This window comes from Isoptericola sp. NPDC060185, assembly GCF_042728595.1.
Classification (GTDB): Bacteria; Actinomycetota; Actinomycetes; order Actinomycetales; family Cellulomonadaceae; genus Isoptericola.
The window spans coordinates 40,742-65,437 of the sequence record NZ_JBHWYY010000007.1; the positions used below are offsets into that span (position 1 = coordinate 40,742).

Sequence of the window (24,696 nt, forward strand, 5' to 3'; positions counted from 1 at the left end):
CCCTGGCGGTCGCGGTCGGCGGTCTGATGACGGGTGCGATCCTTCGTGTGTCCGGCGGAGGCCCAGTGCCCATGATGTCCGGGTGGTCGGACAGCGCACCCGGGTGGGACAGCATGTCGGGGATGAGAGGTGCCGGGGCGCCGGGCGCCGCGATCGGTGACCCGGAGAGCGCGTACCTGGTGGACATGGTCGCCCATCACCAGGAGGCGATCGTCGCGGCCGGGGAGCTCGCTCGGTCCGACCGCCCGGAGATGCGCGCCCTCGGGGCATCGATCGTGGCGACGCAGACGGCGCAGGTCCGCCAGATGCTGGAGTGGCTCCGCGAGTGGTATCCCGACCACGACGCCGCGAGCTACCGGCCGATGATGCGTGACCTGTCGGGGCTGTCCGGGGACGACCTGGATCGCGCGTTCCTCCAGGACATGATCGGCCACCACATGGTCGCCGTGATGATGTCGCAGCACCTGCTGCGGCACGGCGTCGAGCACGCGCAGGTCGCCGTGCTGGCGCGCGACGTGCGGGAGGGGCAGCGTGCCGAGATCCTGCTGATGCGCTCCTGGCTCGCGTCCTGGTTCAGCTCTTGAGCACCTCGCCGAACCGCTCGAGGACGAGCGGTGCGTGCTTCGGGACCCCGGTCAGCGGCACGACCTCGACAGGTGCTCCGGGGTGCCCGAGGATCGCCCGGCTGGTGGGCCCGAGGCGTCCGGGGTGCTCGATGTCGCGTCGCCGCCGGGCCAGGAGGAGCACATCAGCGCGCACCGCGGTGTCCACCAGCTCCTGCGCCGGCCGACCCGGGACCACGGAGATCTCGACCTCGACGTCCGGGAAGCTGGCCTGCCAGTCGGCCACCGTCTGCTCGAGGAGCCTGGTGGCGGCGATCACCCACTCGCCCGTGACGGACCGTTCGTGGTCGAGGGCCGTGTACGGGTCGGGCACCTTCCAGACGTGCATCACCTGCAGCAGCGCGTGCCGGGCGGCAGCGAGCGGGAACGCGTACGCGAGAACTTCGCTCGACCTGGGCTCGACGCCGACGAGGACGCGGCCGTGCTCCGTGGGCTGCCAGTCCCCGTCGATCACCGCGACCGGGACCGAGGCGCGGGCGGCCACACCGGCCGTGGTCGTGCCGACGTACACCCGCTCCAGACCCTGCCGGGTCTCCCGGCCGAGCACGATCAGGCTGCCCGCCGCCGCGGCCACCGTGAGCTCGACGACGCGGCGTCCCTGGCGCAGCACACCGTCGACGGTGAGGTCCGGTGCCAGGGCACGGGTGCGGTCGACCGCCTCGTCGAGAACCTTCCGCGCCACGCCCACGAGCGCGTCGCGGGGGTAGTCCATGTACGGCATGGAGCCGCCGACCGGCAGCGCCGCGGGCGCGACGTGCACGACCGTCAGCCGTGTCCGGCGGCGTCGCGCCTCGTGGATCGCGTACCGGACCGCGCCGTCGCTGCGGTCCGTCCCGTCCACGGCCACGACGACCGGTGCGGGGTGTGCGGTGGTGCTCATGGTCTCGTCCTTCCTGGTGCTACGACGACCGGGCCGCGGCGACGGCGGGGCCGGTGACGGCGACGACGACGCGCGTGCGCCAGGTCGCGGGATCCGGGTCGGACTCCGGCCCGGCCTCGTACAGCTCCCACGACTCGCCGAGGGGGCGCAGGTGGTGCTGCGTGATCCACGAGTCCAGCCGGGCGTACGTCGCAGGGAGGCCGTCGTAGGGGCCGGCATGAACCGTCTCGACTACGCGGGTGGCCGGCAGGGGCTCGGCGACGACGACACCGGCCTCGGGCCCGAGCCCCGGCACGTCCTGGACCTCGGGGAGATCGACGACGTTGTCGACGGGAAACCCGACCTCGACGTCGAGGCCGTCCCCGGTCCGGTCGCGGTAGCGCCCGTAGGGCGGGCCCGCCGGCCGGGCGCCGAGCCGGTCCAGGAGCTCGGCGACGCGGGGGAGAAGGGTGGAGAACACCGCGGAAAGCTCGTCGGGGTGGGCGATCCGCCGCACCCCGACGGCCGCCTGCTCGGGATGGTCGATCAGCCTGATCTCTCGGTCGTCCACCGTCGTCTCCCTTCGCTCACGCGCTGTCGGCCACCTGCCGTGGCCACCGTCGTGCGCGACAGTTCCACGCTCGCCCCGTGCGACGTCGAGCGACAGGGCCGTTGGTCACTACCGGGTGGGCCGCACTCCCTCGTGCGGTCCGGTCGGACGGCACTGTGCCCGGCTACGCCGAGGGCTGGACGATCGGGGCAGGGAGCCGGCGGCAGAGGTTCGTCGGCCGCGCCGCGAAGGAGATCGTGATGACGCACACCTGGAAGGCCGAGATCCAGCTCTTCGACGCCGACGACCCGGGGGCCGACGGTGTCGTCACGGCGGCCCACGCCCTCCTGACGACGTCGGCCGGGACGCAGGTCGAGGGGCGTGGCTACGCACGCCGCAGCCCGCGGGACGTCGGCGTGACGGAGATCGGCGAGGAGCTCGCCGTGAGCCGTGCCCTGCGGGACGTGGCCGACCGCCTCCTCAGCGCCACCGAGGACGACATCGCGGAGATCGAGCACCGCGACGTCCAGCTGCGGCGATAACGCCTCGGAACGGGGTGGAGGTGAGATCGGTCAGGGCGCGGGGCCGTCGACTCAGCAGCCTGCTCGTGGTGGTGGGCGCGGTCGGCCTCGGCATGCGCCTGCTGCACGCCCACCGGCACTGGGGTGCCACGGCCGACGAGATCGTGGGGGACCTGCCCGGTGACGACCTCGTCCCCGAACCGGCCGAGTCCACGACACTCGGGACCACGGTCGCAGCGCCTGCGGCGACGATCTGGTCGTGGCTCGTCCAGATGGGGCAGGACCGCGGGGGGATGTACAGCTACGACTGGGCCGAGAACCTGGTGGGTCTCGACATCCACAGCACGAACGAGGTGCGACCGCAGTGGCAGCACCTGTCGCCGGGGGACCGGGTCGTCGTCGTGCCGGAACGGTACGCAGGAATGCCATCCGGCTACGCGTTCCGCGTCGCGCACGTCGACCCGCCACGGACTCTCGTGCTCCGGCAGAGTCCCCCGGAGCATCCGTGGAACGGTGTCTGGTCCTTCCACATCCTCCCATGCCCCGACGGGACCAGCCGGCTCCTTGCGCGCTCGCGCACCGAGACGCCGGACAGCCGCGCGCTACGCCTTGCCACACGTCTCGGCGAGCCGGTGACCCTGGTGATGACCCGACGCATGCTCCGGGGGATCCGATTGCGCGCCGAGCGGGCGAGCGTGTAGAGCAGCGTCCCGTAGCACCGCCTGGCCTCAGTCCGCCGCCGTAGAGGAGGGCTCTCAAGGTCGCCGCGCCGAGGCGATCGCGGCAGGGGCGTCTCGCGCACGAATGTCGACCCGCAAGATGCAGGTACGTCGTCGCAGCCACGCCTAGCCTGCGCCTCAGACCGACCCCCGTACGCACCGGAACGAGAGGTTCACACCTCTGGCACCTGAGGCGGATTGAGCTCCACACCTGTCAGGTGTGACGGTCTCGCTGCGGGTGGTCTCGGCTGGGCAGGGTAACGCCTACCTGCTGCGGTCGGTCGTGACCGGTGACGGGAGCGCGCCGCAGGCGTCGGCGTTCACGAGGTACTTCACCGAGGCGGGTACACCGCCCGGCGTGTGGATGGGGAGGTTGGTGTTCTGCGTGGCGAGCGTGACCCCGGCGGTGACGAGCCACAGCAGGGTCCCGCCGACCAGGGTCTTCCACCACCAACACCCCTTGGCCCGGACGGGAGCGGCTGCTGGTGCGGTCGTGCGACTGGGTTTCATGGCAGGTCTTCCTCGTTCGGTCGTCGGTCCTCGGGTGGTGGGGGTGCGCTGCGGGTGGTCAGACCTGCGCGCGAGGCACGAGCGGCGGCGCCGGCGGCGGGGCGACGACGGTCCACGCGTCGCCACTGCCCCGCAGTGCCGTACCGAGGGCGTCGACGACGGCGGATGTCACGACGGGGCCGTCGGCCGGCCGGTACCAGAAGCGGACCGCCATGATGGTCCGCGCGTTCTCGACAGACACCGTGAGCGCGACGGGTGACGGATCGGCGAGCATGCCCGTCGTCGCTGCGACGACCGCGGAAAGCTCAGGCGCCGGCCCTGCGGTGCGTACCTCGACCTCGCCGCGACGTGCGCCGTGCACGCTGTGATTGATCAGGGGGTCGCCAGGACGCCGGCGTTCGGCACGTGCACGGTGCGGCCGTCGAAGTCCGCAGCACGACAGATCGGCCGTTCATCTCGGTGACGATGCCGTGCCAGTCCTGCGTCTCGACCTCGTCGCCGAGCCGGATCGGCATGCGGGTCTGCAGCACGACGCTGGCGCCGAAGTTGTCGGCCACGCCCCGCAGCGCGAGCACGCCGACTACCCCGACGATCAGCACGCCGGCCAGCAGCGGCTGGAGGTTCGCCCCGAGGAAGGCCAACGCCACCCCGACGCCGAGGAGGACGAAGAAGTACCGCACGGCACGGGCGGCGATCGGTGGGAGCTCTGGCGCGAGCCCCTGCACCCGGCCCACCAGGGCGAAGACGCCGCGGGCAGAGAAGCGGCCGAGCAGCCAGCCGAGCACCACCGACAGCAGAGCGAGAACCACGTGCCAGCCCGACAGGTCCATCCCGGCGAACAAGTTCTCGAACCACGAGCTCACGACGTCACCCCCTCCCTCCCGTCGTCGCGCCGCGCGTCAGGAGCCGAAGGTCTCGAGCAGCGTGGCGCGTTCCGCGTCCGTGAGGTTGGTCGCGATGAGGGTGGCGCGCAGCTTGTGGAACCGCTCGCCGACGGCGTCGGTGTCGCCGTCCTCGGTGACGGCGAACAGCGCCGACGTGCCGGTAGTGACCTGCTCGCGGATCGTCTCGAGCTGCGTGCGCCCGATGCCGACGGCGGTGGTGCTCTTGGCGACCGCTCCGATCGCCGCCCCGGCCGCCGCGCCCAGGACGGGCATGAAGAACAACGTCCCCAGCAGCAGCCCCCAGAACGCACCCCAGCCGGTGCCACGCTTCTGGTCCTCGTGGCTGTGGTGCGTGGTCGGCGTGGCCTGGCCGACGGGCCACGAGACGACGGCGTGGTCGATCACCGTGATCAAGCCGTCGGACGCCGCACCCTTGAGCACCTCGGCGGCCCGCTCGGCAGCGGCGGGGTCATCGAACTTCCAGACGGTGAACGTGGTCATCGACGGTCCTCTCCGGGCACGGCTGTTCTGCGGCACGGCGGTCGAGCCGATCGTGACACCGGCCCTCCGGTTCCGCGCGCCGAAAGGGCGACGCGCGGCTACGTTCGCCGGTGTGACGACCGACCAGCACGCGGCCGCGGCGCCGATGACGACAACCCGCCTCGCGGCCCTCGCCGTCCCCGCCGCGGTCGTCGGCATCCTGTCCGCGCTCGGCCTGGTGCTGGTGTCGTGGGTCGCGAACCAGCTGCAGGGTTGGCTCTGGGACTCGTTGCCCGCGTCGTTCGGCGCGCGCGCCGACTCCCCCTGGTGGATCGTCGTCGTACTCACCGCGACCGGCCTCGCCGTCGGCGCCATCGTGCGGTGGGTGCCCGGGCACGCCGGCGACGACCCGGCGACCACCGGCCTCGTCGCGGCCCCGCTCCCGATCGGCACCGTGCCCGGCCTCGCCGCCGCGCTGATCCTCGGCCTGGCGGGCGGCGTGAGCCTGGGCCCGGAGAACCCGATCATTGCGGTCAACGTGGCGATCGCCGTCTGGCTGGTGGCCCGGTCACGCGCGGGCGTGCCGGCACCGGCAGTGACGCTGATGGCGTCGGCCGGCACGATCGGCGCGATGTTCGGCACCCCCGTCGGCGCCGCCCTCGTGATGACGGAGGCGCTTGGTGACAAGGGCCGCGGGCCGCTGTTCGACCGCCTCTTCGGCCCCCTGGTCGCCGCAGGCACGGGTTCCCTGACGATGTCACTGATCGGGTCCCCGCAGCTGTCGGTGGACGTGCCCGGCTACAGCGACCCCGCCTGGGGCGACCTGATCGCCGCCCCGATCGTGGCCGCCGCGGCCGCGCTGGTCTGCCTGCTGGGCGTGTGGGCGTTCCCCCACGTGCACGCGGCGTTCCACCGGATCGGCCACCCCGTGCTCATGCTCGGCGCCGGCGGCCTCGTGCTGGGGGTCCTCGGCGCGATCGGCGGCCCGCTCACCCTGTTCAAGGGCCTCGACGAGATGAAGGAGCTCACCGCCGACGCCGCCGACTACGGCACCTGGGCGCTCCTCGGCATCGCCGTCGTCAAGGTGGCGGCCCTCGTCGTCGCCTCCAGCGCTGGCTTCCGCGGTGGCCGCATCTTCCCGGCCGTGTTCGTGGGCGTCGCCGTGGCGCTCTTCCTGCACTCGGCCGTGCCCGGCCTGCACCTCGGCCTCGCCGTCGCCGCCGCCGTGATGGGCGCGACGCTCGTCGTCGCCCGCGACGGCTGGCTCGCCCTCTTCATGGGCGTCGCGATGGTCGCCGACGTCACCGTGCTGCCCGTGCTGTGTCTCGCCGTCCTGCCCCTGTGGCTCCTCGTCCGCAGCCGCCCACCGATGCTCATCGCCGCAAGGGTGTCGGGATGACCGCGCACACCACGCCTCCACGCCGGCCCCGCTGGTTCGGGCGCAGGGCGTCCTCCGCCTGCTGCGCGCCGTCGGGGGTGTCGAACTTCCAGACCATCTCAAGATGGCCACGTTGTGCTCCCGTTGTGCTCCTTCGTTCGATGGACCGGTGGGCGCGCAAGCGCGCCTGGACCGGGCCGACCAGGCGTCGGCCCGGCGATCCGAAAGTAAGTGGGGCGGACGGATTCTGCGCGTCGCGGACGGTCTCGCCCGGCGGAGCGATGTGCCGTCGACGTCAGGCGCGGTCGAGCCAGGTCAGCGCCGCGATGGTCATGGCCTGCACGCCGACGTCGATGGCGCGGTCCATCACCGGCGCGAAGCGCGGCGAGTGGTTCGACGGGATGTCCCGCGCCAAGGTGCCGTTCTTCTCGGCCGTGGCGAAGAAGCCAGGGTCGAACCCGCCGAAGTACCAGTAGCACAGAGGGGCGCCGGATGCGGTAGCGAAGATCCCGCAGTCCTCACTGCCGGTGGCCGGGCCGTGGTCGACGACGGACCCGTCCCCAAAGTGAGCGCGCAGGGCATCAGTCGTGCGCGTCACCGCGTCCTGGTCGTTCACCAGGACCGGGAACGTGTCGATCGGGCTGATCTCCGGCTCGCGCTCTGCGCCAGCGGCCGCCGCCTCGGCACGGATGATCCGCTTCACGGCGCCGAGCACGGTGGCCCGGACCTCGGGCGTGAAGGTACGGATGTTGATCTTGAGCTCGGCTTCGTCCGGGATGACATTGTCCTTGGTCCCCGCGTTGCTCGCCCCGACGGTAACCACCGCCGTGTCACCGCCGGAGACCTCGCGCGAGACCACGGTCTGCAGCCGCATCACTGTGGAGGCGGCCATGACCACCGGGTCGATCGCCGTCTCCGGCCGCGACGCGTGCGCGCCGCGGCCGAAGAGGCGCACCCGCAGCGCGTCGGTGGCCGCCAGCGCCGGCCCGGGGTGGCAACCGATCAGCCCGACCGGGAGGGGCGCGACGTGCTGCCCGAGCACCACGTCCGGCGTCCCCGCCTTCTCGAACAAGCCGTCGTCGACCATCGCCTGCGCGCCCTGGCCAATCTCCTCCGCGGGCTGGAACACCGCCACGACCGTGCCCGACCAGGTCTCCCGGGCCCCGACGAGGAGCTCGAGGGCGCCGAGCAAGCAGGTGACGTGCATGTCGTGCCCGCAGGCGTGCATCACGGGCACCCGCGCGCCGTCCGGGTCGACGCCCTCCGCCGTGCTGGCGTAGTCCAGCCCGGTCTCCTCCCGCACCGGTAGGGCGTCGAAGTCCGAGCGGAGGTACACCCGCGGGCCCGGGCCGTTCTCGAGCACGCCGACAACGCCCGTCCGGCCCAGGCCCGTCGTCACGGCGAGCCCGAGCCGCTCCAGCTCGCCCGCCACGACGCCCGCCGTCCGCGTCTCCGCGAACGAGAGCTCCGGATGGGCGTGCAGGTCCTTGTACAACGCCTCGAGGCGGGAGCGGATGTCGGCTAGCCCGGCCAGTGCGTGGGTCGCGGCATCCCGCCGCTCGTCGTCGGTCATGCGCTCACTATCGGCGGCGGATCCCTGCATTGCCACCGGTGGTGGCACGCCAGCGAGCCGACGCGCCTCGGCTCCAGCGCGCCCTAACGCAGCGCGATGCGCACCGGCTCGGTCGGGTGCGGGTCGAGGTACCCGAGGAAGGCGTGGAGCGCCTCGGCGGAGCCCTCAACGGTGATCGAGCCGTCCTCGAGGGCTTGCGCGAGCGTGGCCGAGCCGCCGATCACGCGGTGGAGCTCGGCGGCCGTGGTGACGACGGTCGCCTGGGCGTCCTCGGAGATCTCCTCCTCGACGACCATGACACCGCGGCGGATCCTCATCCCACGCTGATCGGACGTGTCGGTGAACCGGAACCCGATCGGGAGCTCGACGTCGGCCGCCTTCTCGGCGTCGAGGCGCACTCTGAGACCCTCGACGACCTTCGTCACTGGGAGTGCGTTCACCACGGCCGGCGGGGCGAACACCATCTGGTGCGAGGAGGTGATCCGGTCCTCGAGCTCCATGGCGGCGCTGAGTGCGAACGTGCGCCAGTAGATGTTCTTCTGGTCGTAGCCCCATCGGCGCAGCGCCTCGGCTTTGACGGACCGGGCCTCGGTGTCGTCGAGATTCGTGCGCACGAGGTGGGTCGTGAGCTCTGCCGCCCAGCCATACTTCCCGGCCTCGACTGCGGCGCGCGCCTGGTCGAGCACGGACTGGCGCCCCCCCATGGCCTCGGTGTACAGCTGCGCGCGCTCGACGTGCAGCGGGGCGGCGAGCTCCGTGGCGTCGCCAGGGAACCAGCCGAGCATGCCGTTGTAGATGTTGCGCACGGAGTGCTCCGGTGTGCCGTAGTACGGCTGGAGCCAGGGGTCGTCGCGGAGGTGGTCGGGCAGCCGTTTGGCCACCAGCTCGACCAGCTCCGGACCGGTGGCCCCCTTGTTCATCTGCCGGATCGACTGGTCGTAGACGAACTGGATCGCGTCCCGGTAGTTGGTGATGCGCTCGACGATGAAGGCGTTGCCAACCCAGGGGCGCATGTGCGACCCGGAGTAGGAGTCCGCCTGCAGGGCGTGGCGCCGTAGGTGGTCCACGCCCTGGTACCACTGCTCGGGGTCGCGGTAGGAGGTGCCGCGCAGCGTGTACAGGTTGGGGAAGGTCTCGCCCTGGATGGTCTCCGAGCCGTGCACGTGCTTGAGGTCGGGGAACCAGACGTCGATCTCGTCCTGCGCGTCCCCGTAGGCGTGGAACACCGTCATCCGCACGCCCGCGATCGTGAGGTCTGTCGAATCGCCCGTCGTGATCGTCGGCAGGTAGGTCGACATCGGGCCGAAGGCCATGGAGGGCCCGAGCGCCCCGGTGATCGGCCCCTTGCCGGGCGGCTCTGACTCCGAGTGCATCGCCTGCGAGCTGCGGGCGGTGAGGATCGGGCCGACGACTGACGAGTCGTTGACCAGCCAGTGCTCGAACGACTCGTGGGCGATGATGTCGACCCGGCCATCGCGCACGTCGTCGGCCGTCACGCCCAGGCCGTCGGTGGCGAAGGCGTGGTCGGGGTGCCGGTGGGTGTAGATCACCGCCCGGACGGGCAGGTCGGAGAACCGGCGCAGGTCCGCCATCGCCGCGGCGGCGGCGTCGTCGTTCTCGCCCGGGTCGATGACGATGACGCCGTCATCGCCGACGATCATCGTGGGCGAGCACAGCTCGTAGCCGACGGCGACGTACACCTTGCCGTCGACGGGCATGTAGATGCCCTTGCGCATCTGCCGCGCCCAGGCAGTCTGCTCCGGGTGGACCGTGGGAAACTCGCCCGTCACCGCCAGGTTTTCGCCGGTGTCGTGCACGAGTGGCGCGAGGTGGTCCTTGAACGAGTCGAAGTAGGACTCCCAGTCGGCGACGGAGCTCAGGTTGTCGATCGTGCTCATCGGTGGTCCTCTCAGCGGTCCGTCAGGGTGATGTGGCTGGTGAACATTGGGTCGAACGAGTCGAAGAATGTCTTGGCATCGTCGAGGGCGCCGGTCGTCAGGATCGGCCCGTCGCCGGCGATGGAGCCCGCGAGGACGTTGGACACGAAGTCGCGGTGCGCGATGACCTTGACCTCGCCCGAGTCCGCCTGCTCCGGGGTGATGAATGCCTTGACGCCGGCGTAGTGGTCGGGGTGCCAGTGGGAGTAGATCGCCGCCTTGATCGGCTTGTCGGTGATCCGGCGCAGCGCCTCGCGCTGCTTCTCACCCTTCTCGACCGACTCCGGAGGGTCGATGTTGATCACCCCGTCGTCGCCCTCGACGACGGTCAGCGCGCCGAGCACGTACACGAAGACCTGGTAGACGCCCTTGCCGACGACCTCGAACCCGCCTTGGTCCATCATGCGCGAATGCGCCGTCAACGCAGCGGGCACCGTGCCGGCGTCCTCCGTGCAGGCGAGGTTCACGCCAGTCGGGGTGAAGGTGATGCCCTCATCCGCACCCAGCCAGTACTTGTCGACCATGGGGAACGCTCCGTCCGCTCTTGGGAGGCATCTCGAGAGGCCCGCCCTCATCGTCACCGCTGCCGCGCGAACCGCAAGCGGAAGGGTCGGAGGCGCAGACTCGCACTCAGGGACAAGCCCTCGGGACCAATCGATGCGTCACAACCGACCGATTCTGAGGCGCGCCAGAATCGGGTTCTGGAAGTTTCGGAACCCTCCGCTCCCTCGCCGCACGAATCACGGAGTCCCCGCACGAGGATCGTGCGGGGACTCCGTGTCGTTCGCCGGTTCGGCTGTCGGCTCAGGGCGTAACGATGGCGAAGGCTGGGTCGGGTGCGGTCAGCACGCCGAGGAGGCGGCTGAGAATGTCGGGGTCGCCGTCCTGGTCGATTCCGTCGAGTCCGTGTCCGGCGATGATGCCGAGCAGCTGCTGCTTGGTGAGTCGCAGGGTGAGGTCGACATCGGCTGCGCGGGTGGGGTTGGTCGTCTGGATCAGGACGCCGTTCGACAGGGCGGTGCGGACGGTGTCGCCCGAGTCGGTGAACACCCAGTCGATGACCAGCGGTTGCTGCGCGGCCTTGAGCCCGTCCACGCGGATGGCGAGAGTGTCGAAGAGTTGGTCGACGGACAGCCCCGCAGCCATGCCGCCCGTGATGTCGCCCATGGCGGGCCCGATAATGCCGTGGCGCAGCTCCTCGGCCCCTGCCAGGTAGAAGCCGCGCCAGGTCGCGTTCTCAGACCCATAGCCGAGCTTCTCGTAGACCGCGGCGAGGGCCTCGGTCGCCTCGGTGTCGTCGGGGTCGGCGAAGACGGCGTGCTTGAGCAGCTCGGCGGCGAACCGCAGGTCGCCGCGGTCGGCGAAGTCGGCGGCCTTGGCCTTGACGGCGTCCGGGCCGCCGATGACCTCGACGTAGCGGGTCGCGGCCTCCACCGGAGGGTGCGCCCACAGCGAGGAAGGGTTGCCGTCGAACCAGCCCATGTAGCGCTGGTAGATCGCCTTGACGTTGTGACTGACCGAGCCGTAGTAGCCGCGAGCGTGCCAGGCGTCGTCGAGCGCGGGCGGGAGCTGGATTTCCTCGGCGATCTCGGCGCCGGTGTGCCCGGAGTTGAGCAGGCGCAGCGTCTGGTCGTGCAGGTAGGCGTACAGGTCGCGCTGCTCGGACAGGAAGGTGACGATCTCGTCCTGCCCCCAGGTGGGCCAGTGGTGGGACGCGAACAGGACGTCGGTCTGGTCGGCATAGAGCTCGATCGACTCGTTCAGGTAGCGGGCCCAGATGCGCGGGTCGCGCACGAGCGCGCCGCGCAGCGTCAGCAGGTTGTGCAGGTTGTGGGTCGCGTTCTCGGCCATGCACAGCGCCCGCAGGTCGGGGAAGTGGAAGTTCATCTCCGACGGGGCCTCGGTTCCGGGCGTCATCTGGAAGACGATGCGGACCCCGTCGAGGACCTCCTCCTGACCGGTGTGCGTGATGTCCACGGTGGGCGGGATCAGGGAGATCGTGCCGGTCGACGTTCCGATGCCGAGCCCGGTGCTCATCTGCCCCTTCGGCCCGGGGCCGAGGATAGGGGCGTACATGTACGACGCACGACGGTTCATCGCGGTGCCGGCGTAGACGTTCTCCGACACCGCGTGCTCGAGGAACCCTGCCGGCGCGAGGATCGGCACGTCGCCCGGGCCGTCGGGCAGGACGCCGCCCGCGCCGCCGAAGTGATCGCCGTGGGAATGGGTGTAGATCAGCCCGGTCACGGGACGCTCGCCCCGGTTACGGCGATACAGGGCGAGAGCCGCCGCCGCGGTCTCCACACTCAGAAGCGGGTCGATGACGATGATGCCGGTGTCGCCCTCGACGATCGTCATGTTGGAGATGTCTAGGCCGCGCACTTGGTAGATCCCCTCGGTCAACTCGAACAGGCCGTGGATCGCGACCAGCTGCGCCTGGCGCCACAGGCTGGGGTGCACCGTCTCGGGCGCGTCGCCCTTCAGGAACGCGTACTGCTCCATGTCGAGCACGACATGACCCTTCGCGTCCGTGATCGTGCACGGGTCGAGGCGGTCGACCAGCCCGCGCTCGGCGTTGTCGAAGTCGGTGCGGTCGGTGTAGTCCAGTGCCACAGCGGTGCCTCTCTGCCGTCTGTGCCCGGGGGCGTCCCGGGGCTCGGGCTCACTGTCGCAAGCGATCCACGATCGCGCTCGACGAGCACCTCCAGAACCGACCGTTTCTGACACGGCCGGACCGCGCGCTCGACACGCCGTCGACACGCCGCTCAGAAACCTGGTTCAAACCCCTGCTGGTTCAGAACCCTGGAACAGCGTTTTCGCTTCGGGCCCGGATGCGGACTGCCCACGTGCCCAGAGCCTGCCTTGACAGCCAGGTGTGCGGTCGGCGCCGGCCAGTCCACCGACCGTGCGGACTCCTCCCGTACGGCGTGGGCGGCGGGCAGGTGCTCGCAGCTTGTCGGCCCGCGAGTTGGGGCTAAGGCGTTCACACCTGTTCACACCTCTCGCGCTCGAGGTCGGCCGAGTGTCGTAGCGGAATCACTGAGCGGCCCGCTAGATGGCATCATCGCCGTCATAAGTCCGGTCGCCGATCTCGCGGTACGAGCATTGCGCCGTTCAAGCCTCGAGCTGGGACTTGGCTACACAGAGCGCGAGCTCGACGACATCCAGGGAGAGTACGGGTTCACCTTCCATCGCGACCACGCTGACGTCCTGCGCGAGGTGACGCCCGAGGGCTGGATCGACTGGCGGGGAGACTCCACGCGCGTTCGCCGCGCGCTTGAGTGGCCGACCGAGGGTGTCCTCTTCGACGTGGAGAACGGCTTCTGGTTCTCGGCGTGGGGCGAGCGGCCAGCATCGACGGAGATTGCCCTAGATCTCGGGCGCCAGCATCTCGCGCGGGCTCCGAGGCTGGTGCCCATCTACGGACACCGCTACATACCCGCAGCTCCAGAGGGTTCCGGTGCGCCGGTGTTCTCTGCCTACCAGACCGACGTCATCTACTACGGCACAGATCTGGCCGACTACTGCGCACACGAGTTCCTCGGCGAGGCCTCTGTTCCGGCGAACCATCGCCGCATCCCGTTCTGGAGTGATCTGGTCGACGGCGACCACGACATTTGGTCGTGAGGACTCTCCAGCGGGTCGGTCCGGCGCTCGACGCAATCTCGACCTGACGGCGGAGCGGGGGTAGGGCGCACACCTGTCAGGTGTGACCGTCTCGCTGCGAGTGATCTCGGCTGGGCAGGGCTACGCGTACCTGCTGCGGTCGGTCGTGACCGGTGACGGGCACGAGCCGCGATCATCCGCGTTCACGAGGTACTTCACCGAGGCAGGTACGCCGCCGGGTGTGTGGATGGGCCGCGGGGTCGAGCACCTCGGTGACGGCGTACTGCGATCTGGGATGGCGGTGACGCCGGCGCAGCTGCAGGCGCTGCTGGGGCATGGCGAGGATCCGGTAACAGGTGAGCCGCTGGGGCGCACGTTTCGGGAGTATCCGACGGCGCATGAGCGTGCGTCGCGACGGGTCCGTGGCATCGATCGGACGTTGCCCGCGGCGGAGTTCGATACCCAGGTGGCGCGGGTCCGGACGCAGGAGGCCGCTCGCGGCAGCCAAACGGCGACGGCGGGGTTCGATCTGACGTTCTCGGTGCCGAAGTCGGTGTCGGTGCTGTGGGGGTTGGCGGACGCGACGACGCAGGAGCTGATCGTCGCGGCGCACCATGACGCCGTCGCGCAGGTGCTGGACTTCCTGGAGCGGGAGGTTGCCGCCACCCGGACGGGGCATGGGGGAGTGGCACAGGTCCCGGTGGTCGGGGTGGCGGCGACGGCGTACGACCACTGGGACTCGCGGGCGAACGACCCGCAGCTGCACACGCATCTCGTGATCTCGAACAAGGTCAAGGCCGCCCACGACGGCAAGTGGCGCACCCTGGACTCGCGCGCCCTGCACCATGCCGTGGTCGCACTGTCCGAGCACTACAACGCCGTCCTGGCCGACCGGCTCACCAACACGTTCGGCATCGGATGGGAGCGGCGCGACCGCGGGCCCGACAGGTCGACGCAGTGGGAGATCGCCGGCGTCCCGGACGAGCTGTTGGCGGAGTTCTCCTCCCGGTCTCGGCACATCGACGTCGCCACCGATCGCCTGATCGCCGACTACGAGGCAGCGCATGGCCGCCGACCCTCGCCGCGGGCGATCGTGAGGCTGCGCGCCCAGGCGACCCTCGCCACGCGGCCGGAGAAGTCGATCCACTCCCTGGCGGACCTCACCGCCGGCTGGCGACGTCGGGCAGCACGCCTGATGCGGTGTGATCCGACCGAGTGGGCGCGCGACCGGACCGTCGGAGGAACCGTCCGGTCCCTCACCGCTGACGCCGTGCCTCTCGGCGTCGTCGAGCAGGTCGCGGCCGAGGTGGTGGCGAACGTCTCGCAGAAGCGGTCGACCTGGCAGCACTGGAACCTGTGGGCCGAGGCGTCGCGCCGCACGATGCATCTGCGATTCGTGACGGCAGAGGATCGCGAGCGGGTCGTCGCCATGATCACCGACGCCGCCACTCGCCAATCCGTCCAGCTCACGCCCGGCGAACTGGCCAGCACTCCGGCGGCGATGCGCCGGCCCGACGGGACGAGCACGCTGCGTCCGCTGCACAGCGAGAAGTTCACCAGCGATGAACTGCTCGCGATGGAGGACCGGCTCCTGTACCTCGCCGACGACGCTGGTGGGCCGCTTGTCGACCAGGCAACGGCGTCGCGCGTCGTCGCTGGCTGCACGCCCGACGGCGTCCGGCTCGACGCCGAGCAGGCCCGCGCCGTCGCGCAGCTGCTCATCTCCGGAAGGCGGCTGGACCTGCTCGTCGGCCCGGCTGGCACGGGCAAGACGACGGCGATGCGCGCGCTGGCCGCCGGCTGGATCGCGACGCACGGTCAGGGGAGCGTGGTGGGGATGGCGCCATCGGCCGCAGCCGCTCAGGTGCTCGCCCACGACCTCCAGATCCCCTGCGACAACACCGCGAAATGGATCTACGACCACCGCCGCGGCCGCACAGACCTTGCACCGGGCCGGCTGGTGATCCTCGACGAAGCGACACTCGCATCCACCCGCGCCCTGGACACGATCACAGCCCGCGCCGCTCAGGTCGGAGCCAAGGTCGTCCTCGTCGGCGACCCCGCTCAGCTGCAGTCCGTCGATGCCGGCGGCGCCTTCGCCATGCTGGTCGCGGCACGAGGCGAGGACGCGCCGCGGCTGACCGAGGTGCACCGGTTCATCCATGACTGGGAGAAGACCGCCTCGCTGGGGTTGCGCGACGGCGACCCCACCGTCATCGACGAGTACGAGGCGCACGGCCGACTCCGCGAAGGCAGCACCGACGAGATGGTCGACGCCGCCTACACCGCCTGGCGACACGACGTCGATGCCGGACGGGCGAGCATCCTGGTCACGGAGGCCGCCGCAACCGTCCGGCAGCTCAACGACCGCGCCCGCGCCGAACGCATCGGCCTCGGGCTGACCTCCACCGGACGCGACGTCGCGCTAAAGGACGACACCCGCGTGTCAGCAGGCGACGTGATCATCACGCGCCGCAACGACCGCCGCCTACGCACCGGCGCAACGGGCTGGGTCCGCAACGGCGACCGCTGGACGGTGACCCACGTGCGCCTGGACGGCGGCCTCGAAGTCCGCCCCGAGGGCCGACGCCGAGGGAGCGTGATCCTGCCCGCGGGTTACGTAGCAGTGCACGTCGACCTCGGCTACGCGGTCACGGCCCACCGTGCGCAGGGCCTGACGGTGGACACGGCGCATGTGGTCGTCGCGCCGTCGAGCACGCGAGAGAACCTCTACGTGTCCATGACCCGCGGCCGAGATGCCAACACCGCCTACGTCGCCTTGGACAAGCCCGACCCGCTCCACGCCACGCCGGCCGACCCGGACGTGACCGCGCGCAGCGTGCTGTTGGGCGTGCTGAACCACTCCGGCGTCGAGAACTCGGCACATCAGGAGGTCGAGTCCGAGCAGACCCGGTGGGCCGGCATCCGCGAGCTCGTCGCCGAGTACGAGGCCATCGCCACCAACGCACAGCGAGGGCGCCGGACCCGCCTTCTGGGGGACGCGCTGCGGCAAGCCGGCGGACTCACTCGGGAAGAGGCCGACCAGGCGATCCGCTCTGAAGCGTTCGACGTCCTGACCGCAGGGCTGCGCCGAGCCGAGGCGTTCGGCCAAGACGTCGACACATTGCTCCCCCGCCTCGTCTCTCAGCGTGGCCTGCACGACGCCGAAGACGTCGCGGCCGTGTTGTGCGCCCGCCTGGCGCGAAGCTCGGGCCGTCCCGTTCGTGGCACCACACCAGATCTCATCGCGGGCCTCCTCCCGGCGGCCCGAGGACCGCTGTCGGCCGAGGTCGCCCGCGCGCTCGAGGAGAGGCGTCACCTCATCGAGCAACGCGCTCGCGCTCTCGCCGAGGTCGCAGTAGACCAGGGAGCGAGATGGGTGAGGGGGATAGGTGAATGTCCCACCGATGCGCGCGATCGAGAACGATGGCTGGGGGACCTGACGGTGGTCACCGCATACCGAGAGGTCTACGGCGTCCGTGGGCCGTGGCCGATAGTGCACCGGAGCGACACGACCGCGGCGCCGGCCGGCCTGCGTATGGCTCGTGACGCCTGGCGTCGCGCCGCGTCGCTTGCGCGTCAGCCAGGCCTGGCCGCGGCACAGTCGAGACGTACCCGGGGCGTCCGAGGCGACGGTGCCCCGGTAGAGCGTGCCGGATCGTAGGCGTGACCGTCGACGCGGTGGCGCCTGGCGGCGGAACGGCACGTCATCGTTGCTGACCTGCGCGATGGCTTCTGAGTTCACCCAGACCACCCGTTGCGGCACTCTCCGGCGCCGATAGCCTCGGTCGACATGGAGATCGTTGTCGGACTGATCATCGTCGCGATCGTTCTGTTCTGGCTTGCCAACCGGTCGTCACGGCGCCGCAAGCAGGAGCAGAACAAGTCGTCGGGACCTGCGCCCGGACCGGCACCTGCGCCTGCGGCCCCCGACGCCCCGCAGTCGGCGCCGACGCCTGTCGCCGCACAGGGGACCGTCACGCTCCGGACGTTCGAGCTGTGGGGTTCTCGCCGTCCCGACTTCGAGGTTGTCGGAGAGGCCTACCGCCGCGACGCGTTCCGGAAGATCTACAAGAAGCGGTCACTCGCACCAGGCCAGGAGTTCTACGGTGAGGCGGTGTTGATCCCGGAGCGGGGCAACGTGCATGACGCCAACGCAGTGCGTGTCGACGTCGACGACGTGGCGGTTGGCTACCTGCCTCGGGAGGACGCCGCGCGATATCGCCCGATCCTCGACGACCTGTTTGAGCGAGGCCGTGTCGCGGTGACCCCCGTCCGGGTCTGGGCGACCAACGCTGACGGGACGTGGCGCGCACGGGTGACGATCGCCCTGGGTGATCCGGGTGAGATCGTCCCGGTGAACGAGCCGCCCGGCGGAGATGTCGTCGAGATCCCGCCCAACTCCCGCACCGTGCAGGTGACTGGGGAGGAGCAGCATGCGGACGTGCTCGCCCCCTACGCGCGGGGTGAACGCACGAGCGTGTGGGTGTCACTGCACGGCATCGACAAGCCGGGATCGAGGAGTGGCCAGCGCGTCGTCGAGGTCCGCATCGACGGCCAACGCTGCGGAGCCCTGTCACCTGTCACGTCGAGCGACCTCCTGCCGGTGATCGACCGACTCGAGGCATCGGGGAAGCTCGCGGTCGCGCATGCCTCGGTGAGGGGTAACTCCCTGAAGGCCGACGTCTGCTTCGACGTGATGAAGGCCGGAGATCTCACCGAGGACTGGATCGCGGACAACCTGAACTGACGCGCCGTTCTCCCGAGTCCGGCAGTCCGTCGCTTTCGCTGCACACTGCGTTTCCCACTCCATGGCGTGGCACGGTAGAGGGATGCAGCATTGCGCACCGTCGTACCCCCGCTGGACCCCCGCGGACACCTCTTGGGGAGCAAAGTTGCAGGTCAGCGTGGATTCCGAGCCTTACACCGTGGATGTCGGGGGTTCGAGTCCCTCCGGGCCCACCATGCTTCTGCTGCGTCGACCGCACGACGTCGGCTCGTCCGACTTTCCTATGCTGGCGGCGTGGATCTCACCGAGCTCGTCGCCGTGCCCGCCGCCACGTTCCTGATGGGATCGGACCGGCACTACGCGGAGGAGGGTCCGGCCCACGTGCGGACCGTCGAGGGGTTCGCCGTCGAGCGGCACCCGGTGACGGCGGCGCAGTTCGCGGCCTTCGTCGCCGCCACCGGTCATGTCACGGTGGCCGAGCGGGAGATCGACCCGGCGGACTTCCCCGGCGCGGACCCGGCGGAGCTCGTCCCGGGCTCGCTCGTCTTCACGCCCACGACGGGCCCCGTCGACCTGCGCGACTGGCGGCACTGGTGGCGGTGGCGGCCGGGCGCCTCGTGGCGGCACCCCGCGGGGCGGGGGTCGGACGCGCTCGACCGGCCGGACCACCCCGTCGTCCACGTCGCCTACGCCGACGCCGCGGCCTACGCCGCGTGGGCGGGGCGCCGCCTGCCCACCGAGGCCGAGTGGGAGCTCGCCGCCCGGGGCGGCCTCGACGGCGCGGAGTACGCCTGGGGCGACGAGCGCACGCCCGACGGCCGCGTGATGGCCAACACCTGGCAGGGCGCCTTCCCGCACCGCAACGACGGCTGGGGCGGCACGTCACCCGTGGGCAGCTTCCCGCCCAACGGCTACGGGCTGGTGGACATGATCGGCAACGTCTGGGAGTGGACCAGCGACGCCTACGCGCCGCGGCACGCCGTCCCGGGGAGCGCCGCGCCGAGCCGCGGGGCGCGGACCGACCTCCTCGCGTCGTCGCCGGAACCCACGACGTCGCCGCGCGTCAGCCGGGTCACCAAGGGCGGCTCGCACCTGTGCGCGCCCGAGTACTGCCGCCGGTACCGGCCGGCGGCGCGGTCGTCGCAGACCGACGACTCCGCCACCTCGCACCTCGGGTTCCGTTGCGTGGTGGGCGTGGCGCGGTAGGTCCGCGCGACGCCCGTCCTCAGGACGTGGTGCCGGGGTCGCCGCCCGTGCCGTCGGTGCCCCCCGTGCCGCCGGCGTCGCCGGTCGGCGTGGGGTCGGGCTCCGCGGGGGCGGTGGTGGTCGGGTCCGGGGTGGGCTCGACGTCGGTGGGCGTGGGGTCCGGCTCGGTCGGCTCGTCCGTGGGCGTCGGCGTCGACGTGGGCGTCGGGGTGCTCGTCGGCGTGGGCTTCGAGGTGGGCGTCGGCGTCGAGGTGGGCGTCGGCGTCTCGGTCGGCGTGGGGGTGGGGGACGGTGTGCTGGTCGAGGTCGGGCGCGGCCGCGACGTCTGCCCCGTGCCCGGCTGCGTGGTCGTGGTGGTGGGCTCGTCCGTGGGCGTCGTGGTGGGCGACGGCGACGGGCTGTGGGTCGCGGGGACGACGGGGCGCCCGTCGTCCGGGTCGCGTAGCGACCAGAACGCGAACGCTCCCGCGGACGCCAGGAGGAGCGCGAGCACGACGATGATCGCGATGCGGCGGCCCCGTCGCCGGGGCTCTTCGGCAGCCTCGTCGGCGGCCGCCCCGCCGGCGCCCGGCGCGGGAGGGACGGCGGCCGGGGTGCCCCCGTCGGAGGTCTCGTCGGCGGGTGTCTCGGGCGGCAGCTCGGACGGCGGCACCGCGCCGAACTGCCGCGTGCGCTGGACCTCGGCGTCCGCGGCCGCGGCGGCGCCCGCGGCGGCGGCCATCCCGATCACCGCGGTGCGGTGCGGGTCGTCCTCGACGATCTGGCCGAGCGTCTGGGTCTGGTCGCCGTCGGGCGCGGCGGGTGCGCTGGGGGCGGTGGGCGCTGCCCCGGCCCCCAGGACGGCGGTGCCGCCCGTGCCAAGGAGCGTCACGACGGCGCCCTCCATCGCGACGGTCGTCGCGTAGCGGCGCGCCGGGTTCTTCGCCATCGCCCGGGCCACGAACCGGTCCACCGCCGCGGGGACCGCGGGGCGGCGGGCCGACGGCGCCGGCACCGGCGCCTCGACGTGGGCGCGCAGGACGTCGGCGGGCCGCGCCCGCTCGTACGGCGGGTGCCCCGTGAGGGCGAAGTACGCCAGCGCGCCCGCGGAGTACAGGTCGCTGCGGGCGTCGAGCGGCTTGCCCTGCGCCTGCTCGGGCGACATGTACGCCGCCGAGCCGGTGACGAGGTCGCCGTCGCCGTCGCCGCCGCCAGGACCGGCGAGGCCGAGGTCGAGCAGCCCGACGGCCATCGTGCCGTCCTCGTGCCGGTCGACGACGACGTTGCGCGGCCCGACGTCGCGGTGCACCAGCCCGGCGGCGTGCACCGCCGCGAGCGCGTCGAGCAGCCCGGCCTCCACGGCGAGCGCGTCCTTCCAGGGCAGTCCGGTGCCGGCCGCGAGCTCCGAGAGGGGGACGCCCGGCAGGTGGCGCATCAGGAGCCAGGGCACGTTCGCGCCCGCGACCTCGTCCTCGCCGGTGTCGAGGACCTTCGCGACGCCCGGATGGTCCACCTCGGCGGACGCCGCGATCTCGCTGGCGAGCGCCGTGCGTGCCACCTCGTCGTCGACCAGGTGCGGATGGAGGACCTTGACGAGCAGCTCGGGCTCGGTGCCCTCGGCCGGCTCGTCCCCTTCTGCCGGCTCGGTGCCCTCGGGCTGCTCCTCGGCCTGCTCCTCGCGCGGGAGCCGCGAGGCCTCGTAGACGGTGTAGGTGCCGCCCGTGCCGAGGATGTCGCCGAGCACGTACTTCCCGCCGAGCACCACGTGCCCGCCGGCCGACTCCTCGGTCGGTTCCTCAGGAGTCATCCGGTCACCGCTGCCAGGGCTGCATGCCGCGGCGGACGGCCGCGCCCAGCGGTGTCGTCGGCGCGGCGAACTCGGTCATTTCAGTCATGGGCACTCACAGGATAGGTGGTGAGTGCACACGACGCACGGCACCTCGCGGTGACCCGCGGCACTCCGCGCTCGCGCCGCGCCGCGCGTCAGGTCGTGCGTCAGAGGGCCCGGCGGCCCCACACGCAGACGAACTGGTAGAACCACGAGCGGAACGCCGGGTCACGGGTCAGCTCCTGGTAGCGCTCGAGCTCCCAGGGGGCGGCGCCGGCGGCGAGGATGTGCTCGTACGCCTGCGCGTTGAGGACGGCGTGGAGCAGCGCCCCGGGGGACCCTCCGGCGACGGTCTGCGACACCTCGATGCCCTGCACGTCGACGAGGCCGTGGTCCGTCATCGCGGCGTCGATGCGCGACGCCCAGCCGAAGTCGATGCCCGCCGCGGGGCTCACCACGTCGTGCGAGAGGTGCTGGACCTGGTCCCACACGACGACGTCACGGGCCTCGGGGGCGCTGATCACGGACAGCGGCCGACCGGTGAGATCTCCCACGACGATCCGCCCGCCCGGGGCGAGAGCGGCCGCGAGCTCCGCGAAGACCTCGTCCTTGCGTGGCAGGTGCATGAGGGTGAGGCGGGCGTGGATCAGGTCGTACGGGCCGGCGAGCCCGCCCGGGAGGCCGTCGCCGATGTCGTGGCGGTGCACGACGATGCCGTCGTGCCCGGTGAGGTGGGTGGTGTCGAGGTCGACGGCGACGACCTCACCGGTCGGGCCGACGCGGTCGGCCAGCCAGCGCGCCACGGAGCCGCCCCCGGCTCCGACGTCGAGGCAGCGCATCCCGGGGGAGACCCCGGCGGCGTCGAGGGCGCCGAACGTCCAGCGGTCGAAGATCTGGGCCAGGAGGTCCATGTGGCGGCGGCCGAGGGCCGACCCGGTGTCGAAGAGGTAGTCGGCGGCGTCGAGGTTCGTCTGTGCGTCGAGGTTCGTCTGCGTGGTGGTCATGCCGCGAGCGTGCGGCGGCGTGCGGGGCGCGCACCATCCGTAAACGCACGGATCATCGGGTGCCGCCGCCGGCCTCCTCGCGGGCCATCGCCCAGGCCATGACCTCGAACCGGGTGGTCAGGCCCAGCTTGCGGCGCACGTGCTCCTGGTGCGTCTCGACCGTCCGCCGCGAGATGACGAGCGCCGCGGCGATCTCGACGTTGCTGAGCCCGTGCCCCGTCAGCCGGGCGATCTCGAGCTCGCGGTCCGACAGCGGGGAGGCGGGGACGGGCGGCTCGGCGAGCGCCTCCGCGACGACGTCCTCGACCGGCAGCTCCTCGCCGGCGGCGAGCAGACGGTCCGCCTCGCGTTGCCCCACGCGGGCCTGGGCGGCCTCGAGCGCCTCGCGCGCGACGGTCGCGGCGACCGGAGGCAGGAGGCTGCCGTGCCGGCCGCGGGCGCGCGCGGCCCCGGCGACCCGCAGGGTGGCGGCCGGGCGGCCCTCGCGCTGCGCGAGCGTCGCGGCCGACCACATCCACTCGGTGTCGCCGTCGAGGGCGCCCATGAGCCGCAGGTCGGCGATGGTCGCCGCGAGGTGCCGCCGGTGACCTGCGACGTCGTGCCGCCGGTCGGCGGCGTACGTCAGCCCCATGTGGGTGCGGCGCGACACGGCCGGCACCGGCCCGCAGGACTCGAGCACCCGGAGCGCGTCGGCGTCCGCCTCGGCGCCCCCGTCGACGTCGCCGGCGACGAAGCGGGCCAGCCCGAGCACGGTGTCCGACCACGCCTCGGCCTGCCGGTCGCCGAGCGCACGGAAGAGCGCGACGCTCTCCTCGCCTGCCCGGACGGCGAGGGGGGCGTCCTCGGCCCCCGCCGCGGCCATGGCCAGGGCGCGGAGCCCGCGCGCGACGCCGTCGTCGTCGTCGAGCCCGCGCATGAGGTCGACGACCTCGCGCGCGTGGCCCAGCGCCTCGGCGTAGCGGCCCTGCCGGTACCCGAGGTGGGCGAGCGCGAGGAGCGCCTCGGCCCGGGTGCGGGGCGACGGCGCGCCGCGGTGCAGCAGGTCGTCGACGCGCGCCCGGCCCTCGTTGACCGAACCGCGGTGGTCCCAGAAGCCCACCAGCGGGGTCACGAGCTGCAGCGCGAGGTCGGTGGGCAGCTCGCGAGCCCAGCCCACGGCGGCGAGGACGTTCCGCTCGGCGCGCGCCAGCTCCGGGTACCAGAGGTGGCCGTCCTCCCGCATCAGGGCGCGGTCCGCGCGCCGCGCGAGCGCCAGGAAGTGCTCGGCGTGCCGGCGACGGACGACGTCGGCGTCGCCGCGCGCGGCGAGCAGCGCCGCGCCGTGCTGGCGCAGGGGTTCCAGCACGCGGTACCGCAGCCCTCCCGCCGCGGAGGGGAGGGCCCGCACGAGCGAGTGGTCCACCAGCGCGGCGAGGTCGTCGAGCGAGGGCCCGATCGACCCCGCGACCGCCTGGGCCGCGGCGGCGTCGAAGTCGCCGACGAGCACCGAGAGCTCCTCGAAGAGCGCGGCCTGGGGCGGAGTGAGGAGCCGGAGGCTCCACGCGACGGTGGCGGTCATCGTGCCGAGCGGTCGCCCGCGGGCATTCTCGGCGCGTGGCGCCGCGAGCCCGCCGTCGAGCTCGTGCAGCAGGTCGGGCAGGGACAGGGCCCGGGCCCGCCGGGCCACGAGCTCGATCGCGAGGGGGAGACCGTCCAGCCGCTCGCAGATCCGCCGGACGTGGTCCTGGCCGTCGTCGTCGAGCACGAGGTCGGTCACGAGGGCTGCGCGGTCGGTGAAGAGCTCGGCGGCCTCGCCGGGGGACAGGGGCGGCACCTGGCTCAGCCGCTCGCCGGGCACGGCCAGCGGGACCCGGCTGGTGACCAGGACGCGGACGCGGGGCGCGGCCACGAGGACGCGGCCGATCAGGCCCGCGAGCCGGCCCGCCACGTGCTCGCCGTTGTCGAGCAGCAGGAGCAGCTCGGCGGGCCCGAGGGCGTCGACCAGCGCGTCCTCCACGGCCGCGTCGCCGTCGTCCCCGACCCCCAGGGCCGCCGCGACCGCGGGCGCGAGGTCGTCCGGGCCGGTCACGGCCGCGAGGCCGATCGTCCGGACACCGTCGCGGAACGCGCCGCCCGCCGCCCGCGCGACCTGGAGCGCGAGCCGCGTCTTGCCGGCGCCCGGGGCCCCGACCATCGTGACGAGACGGTGCTCGCGCAGCAGCTGGACGGTGTCCGTGATCTCCGCCGCCCTGCCGACGAACCGCGTCAGGTCGTCCCGCATCCCCGGCCAGGCGTCATCGCGCTCGCCGCGCACGTGCCCACCCCCCCGTC

The 24,696-nt window shown here is 72.2% G+C and carries 21 protein-coding genes; 8 read left to right on the forward strand and 13 right to left on the reverse strand.

The annotated features are described in order from the left end of the window. Window positions 1-122: 122 nt before the first annotated feature. Entirely contained in the window at window positions 123-584 is a 462-nt protein-coding gene (locus ACFWDO_RS04545; protein WP_380316536.1) for a DUF305 domain-containing protein, read from the forward strand. Here the strand turns inward: ACFWDO_RS04545 and ACFWDO_RS04550 are convergent. Further along, window positions 574-1,503 (reverse strand): universal stress protein, encoded by a 930-nt coding sequence (locus ACFWDO_RS04550; RefSeq protein ID WP_380316539.1) that lies wholly within the window; start codon window positions 1,501-1,503, stop codon window positions 574-576. The two genes, ACFWDO_RS04545 and ACFWDO_RS04550, sit on opposite strands and share 11 nt — an antisense overlap. A 19-nt stretch (window positions 1,504-1,522) precedes the next feature. Further along, window positions 1,523-2,053, reverse strand: a complete 531-nt coding sequence (locus ACFWDO_RS04555; protein WP_380316542.1) for a GyrI-like domain-containing protein — start codon at window positions 2,051-2,053, stop codon at window positions 1,523-1,525. Window positions 2,054-2,292: 239 nt separating this feature from the next. Here ACFWDO_RS04555 and ACFWDO_RS04560 point away from each other — a divergent pair, with 239 nt between their 5' ends. Together ACFWDO_RS04560 and ACFWDO_RS04565 are read left to right on the forward strand one after the other, a co-directional pair. Then, window positions 2,293-2,574 (forward strand): dsRBD fold-containing protein, encoded by a 282-nt coding sequence (locus ACFWDO_RS04560; RefSeq protein ID WP_380316545.1) that lies wholly within the window; start codon window positions 2,293-2,295, stop codon window positions 2,572-2,574. Between the two features lie 92 nt (window positions 2,575-2,666). Further along, on the forward strand, window positions 2,667-3,254 hold the full coding sequence (locus tag ACFWDO_RS04565) for an SRPBCC family protein (protein WP_380346814.1): 588 nt from the start codon (window positions 2,667-2,669) through the stop codon (window positions 3,252-3,254). A gap of 282 nt (window positions 3,255-3,536) precedes the next feature. Here the strand turns inward: ACFWDO_RS04565 and ACFWDO_RS04570 are convergent, their stop codons facing one another. The 4 genes from ACFWDO_RS04570 to ACFWDO_RS04585 are packed head-to-tail and all read right to left on the reverse strand — an operon-like array spanning window position 3,537 to window position 5,167. Beyond that, complete coding sequence (locus ACFWDO_RS04570) at window positions 3,537-3,782, reverse strand: hypothetical protein (protein ID WP_380316551.1); 246 nt, start codon at window positions 3,780-3,782, stop codon at window positions 3,537-3,539. A gap of 58 nt (window positions 3,783-3,840) precedes the next feature. Next, window positions 3,841-4,056, reverse strand: coding sequence for a hypothetical protein (locus tag ACFWDO_RS04575; protein WP_380316554.1), 216 nt, complete (start codon window positions 4,054-4,056; stop codon window positions 3,841-3,843). A 31-nt stretch (window positions 4,057-4,087) separates the two neighbouring features. Continuing rightward, window positions 4,088-4,645 carry a mechanosensitive ion channel domain-containing protein gene (locus ACFWDO_RS04580; protein ID WP_380316557.1) on the reverse strand — a complete coding sequence of 186 codons (558 nt, stop codon included), beginning with the start codon at window positions 4,643-4,645 and terminating at the stop codon, window positions 4,088-4,090. A gap of 36 nt (window positions 4,646-4,681) precedes the next feature. Further along, a complete protein-coding gene (locus ACFWDO_RS04585) occupies window positions 4,682-5,167 on the reverse strand; it encodes a DUF1269 domain-containing protein (protein ID WP_380316560.1) in 486 nt (161 codons plus the stop codon). Window positions 5,168-5,279: 112 nt separating this feature from the next. Between ACFWDO_RS04585 and ACFWDO_RS04590 the strand changes: the two genes are divergently transcribed. Further along, a complete protein-coding gene (locus ACFWDO_RS04590) occupies window positions 5,280-6,545 on the forward strand; it encodes an ion channel protein (RefSeq protein ID WP_380316563.1) in 1,266 nt (421 codons plus the stop codon). Window positions 6,546-6,819: 274 nt separating this feature from the next. On the opposite strand, the gene ACFWDO_RS04595 is transcribed toward ACFWDO_RS04590, so the two are convergent. The 4 genes from ACFWDO_RS04595 to ACFWDO_RS04610 all read right to left on the reverse strand — a co-directional run bounded on the left by ACFWDO_RS04595 (window position 6,820) and on the right by ACFWDO_RS04610 (window position 12,647). Continuing rightward, the gene (locus ACFWDO_RS04595; RefSeq protein WP_380316566.1) at window positions 6,820-8,097 is read right to left on the reverse strand and encodes an amidohydrolase; all 1,278 of its coding nucleotides are present in this window, start codon (window positions 8,095-8,097) and stop codon (window positions 6,820-6,822) included. Window positions 8,098-8,180: 83 nt separating this feature from the next. Beyond that, window positions 8,181-9,995: an alkyl sulfatase dimerization domain-containing protein gene (locus tag ACFWDO_RS04600; protein ID WP_380316569.1), complete on the reverse strand. Its 1,815-nt coding sequence runs from the start codon at window positions 9,993-9,995 to the stop codon at window positions 8,181-8,183. 11 nt (window positions 9,996-10,006) lie between these two features. Continuing rightward, on the reverse strand, window positions 10,007-10,558 hold the full coding sequence (locus ACFWDO_RS04605; RefSeq protein WP_380316572.1) for an MBL fold metallo-hydrolase: 552 nt from the start codon (window positions 10,556-10,558) through the stop codon (window positions 10,007-10,009). A 280-nt stretch (window positions 10,559-10,838) separates the two neighbouring features. Then, window positions 10,839-12,647, reverse strand: coding sequence for an alkyl/aryl-sulfatase (locus tag ACFWDO_RS04610; RefSeq protein ID WP_380316575.1), 1,809 nt, complete (start codon window positions 12,645-12,647; stop codon window positions 10,839-10,841). A 492-nt stretch (window positions 12,648-13,139) separates the two neighbouring features. Between ACFWDO_RS04610 and ACFWDO_RS04615 the strand changes: the two genes are divergently transcribed. The 4 genes from ACFWDO_RS04615 (at window position 13,140) to ACFWDO_RS04630 (ending at window position 19,575) form a co-directional block, all read left to right on the forward strand. Then, window positions 13,140-13,661 carry a hypothetical protein gene (locus tag ACFWDO_RS04615; RefSeq protein WP_380316578.1) on the forward strand — a complete coding sequence of 174 codons (522 nt, stop codon included), beginning with the start codon at window positions 13,140-13,142 and terminating at the stop codon, window positions 13,659-13,661. 82 nt (window positions 13,662-13,743) lie between these two features. After that, complete coding sequence (gene mobF / locus ACFWDO_RS04620; RefSeq protein WP_380316581.1) at window positions 13,744-17,304, forward strand: MobF family relaxase; 3,561 nt, start codon at window positions 13,744-13,746, stop codon at window positions 17,302-17,304. Window positions 17,305-17,433: 129 nt separating this feature from the next. Then, window positions 17,434-18,390, forward strand: coding sequence for an HIRAN domain-containing protein (locus tag ACFWDO_RS04625; protein WP_380316584.1), 957 nt, complete (start codon window positions 17,434-17,436; stop codon window positions 18,388-18,390). Window positions 18,391-18,663: 273 nt separating this feature from the next. After that, on the forward strand, window positions 18,664-19,575 hold the full coding sequence (locus ACFWDO_RS04630; protein ID WP_380316587.1) for an SUMF1/EgtB/PvdO family nonheme iron enzyme: 912 nt from the start codon (window positions 18,664-18,666) through the stop codon (window positions 19,573-19,575). Between the two features lie 19 nt (window positions 19,576-19,594). Here ACFWDO_RS04630 and ACFWDO_RS04635 read toward each other — a convergent pair whose 3' ends face one another. The 3 genes from ACFWDO_RS04635 to ACFWDO_RS04645 form a co-directional block, all read right to left on the reverse strand. Beyond that, window positions 19,595-21,361, reverse strand: coding sequence for a serine/threonine-protein kinase (locus ACFWDO_RS04635; protein ID WP_380316590.1), 1,767 nt, complete (start codon window positions 21,359-21,361; stop codon window positions 19,595-19,597). A gap of 188 nt (window positions 21,362-21,549) precedes the next feature. Next, window positions 21,550-22,386 carry a class I SAM-dependent methyltransferase gene (locus tag ACFWDO_RS04640; protein ID WP_380316593.1) on the reverse strand — a complete coding sequence of 279 codons (837 nt, stop codon included), beginning with the start codon at window positions 22,384-22,386 and terminating at the stop codon, window positions 21,550-21,552. A 52-nt stretch (window positions 22,387-22,438) separates the two neighbouring features. Further along, window positions 22,439-24,679, reverse strand: a complete 2,241-nt coding sequence (locus tag ACFWDO_RS04645; RefSeq protein WP_380316596.1) for an ATP-binding protein — start codon at window positions 24,677-24,679, stop codon at window positions 22,439-22,441. Window positions 24,680-24,696 lie beyond the last annotated feature (17 nt).

Coding starts and splice junctions, on each gene's coding strand:
- ACFWDO_RS04545 (WP_380316536.1), top strand. CDS start 123: ATGAGAGGTGCCGGGGCGCCGGGCGCCGCGATCGGTGACCCGGAGAGC.
- ACFWDO_RS04550 (WP_380316539.1), bottom strand. CDS start 1,503: ATGAGCACCACCGCACACCCCGCACCGGTCGTCGTGGCCGTGGACGGG.
- ACFWDO_RS04560 (WP_380316545.1), top strand. CDS start 2,293: ATGACGCACACCTGGAAGGCCGAGATCCAGCTCTTCGACGCCGACGAC.
- ACFWDO_RS04565 (WP_380346814.1), top strand. CDS start 2,667: ATGCGCCTGCTGCACGCCCACCGGCACTGGGGTGCCACGGCCGACGAG.
- ACFWDO_RS04570 (WP_380316551.1), bottom strand. CDS start 3,782: ATGAAACCCAGTCGCACGACCGCACCAGCAGCCGCTCCCGTCCGGGCC.
- ACFWDO_RS04575 (WP_380316554.1), bottom strand. CDS start 4,056: ATGCTCGCCGATCCGTCACCCGTCGCGCTCACGGTGTCTGTCGAGAAC.
- ACFWDO_RS04585 (WP_380316560.1), bottom strand. CDS start 5,167: ATGACCACGTTCACCGTCTGGAAGTTCGATGACCCCGCCGCTGCCGAG.
- ACFWDO_RS04595 (WP_380316566.1), bottom strand. CDS start 8,097: ATGACCGACGACGAGCGGCGGGATGCCGCGACCCACGCACTGGCCGGG.
- ACFWDO_RS04600 (WP_380316569.1), bottom strand. CDS start 9,995: ATGAGCACGATCGACAACCTGAGCTCCGTCGCCGACTGGGAGTCCTAC.
- ACFWDO_RS04605 (WP_380316572.1), bottom strand. CDS start 10,558: ATGGTCGACAAGTACTGGCTGGGTGCGGATGAGGGCATCACCTTCACC.
- ACFWDO_RS04625 (WP_380316584.1), top strand. CDS start 17,434: ATGGAGATCGTTGTCGGACTGATCATCGTCGCGATCGTTCTGTTCTGG.
- ACFWDO_RS04635 (WP_380316590.1), bottom strand. CDS start 21,361: ATGACTCCTGAGGAACCGACCGAGGAGTCGGCCGGCGGGCACGTGGTG.
- ACFWDO_RS04640 (WP_380316593.1), bottom strand. CDS start 22,386: ATGACCACCACGCAGACGAACCTCGACGCACAGACGAACCTCGACGCC.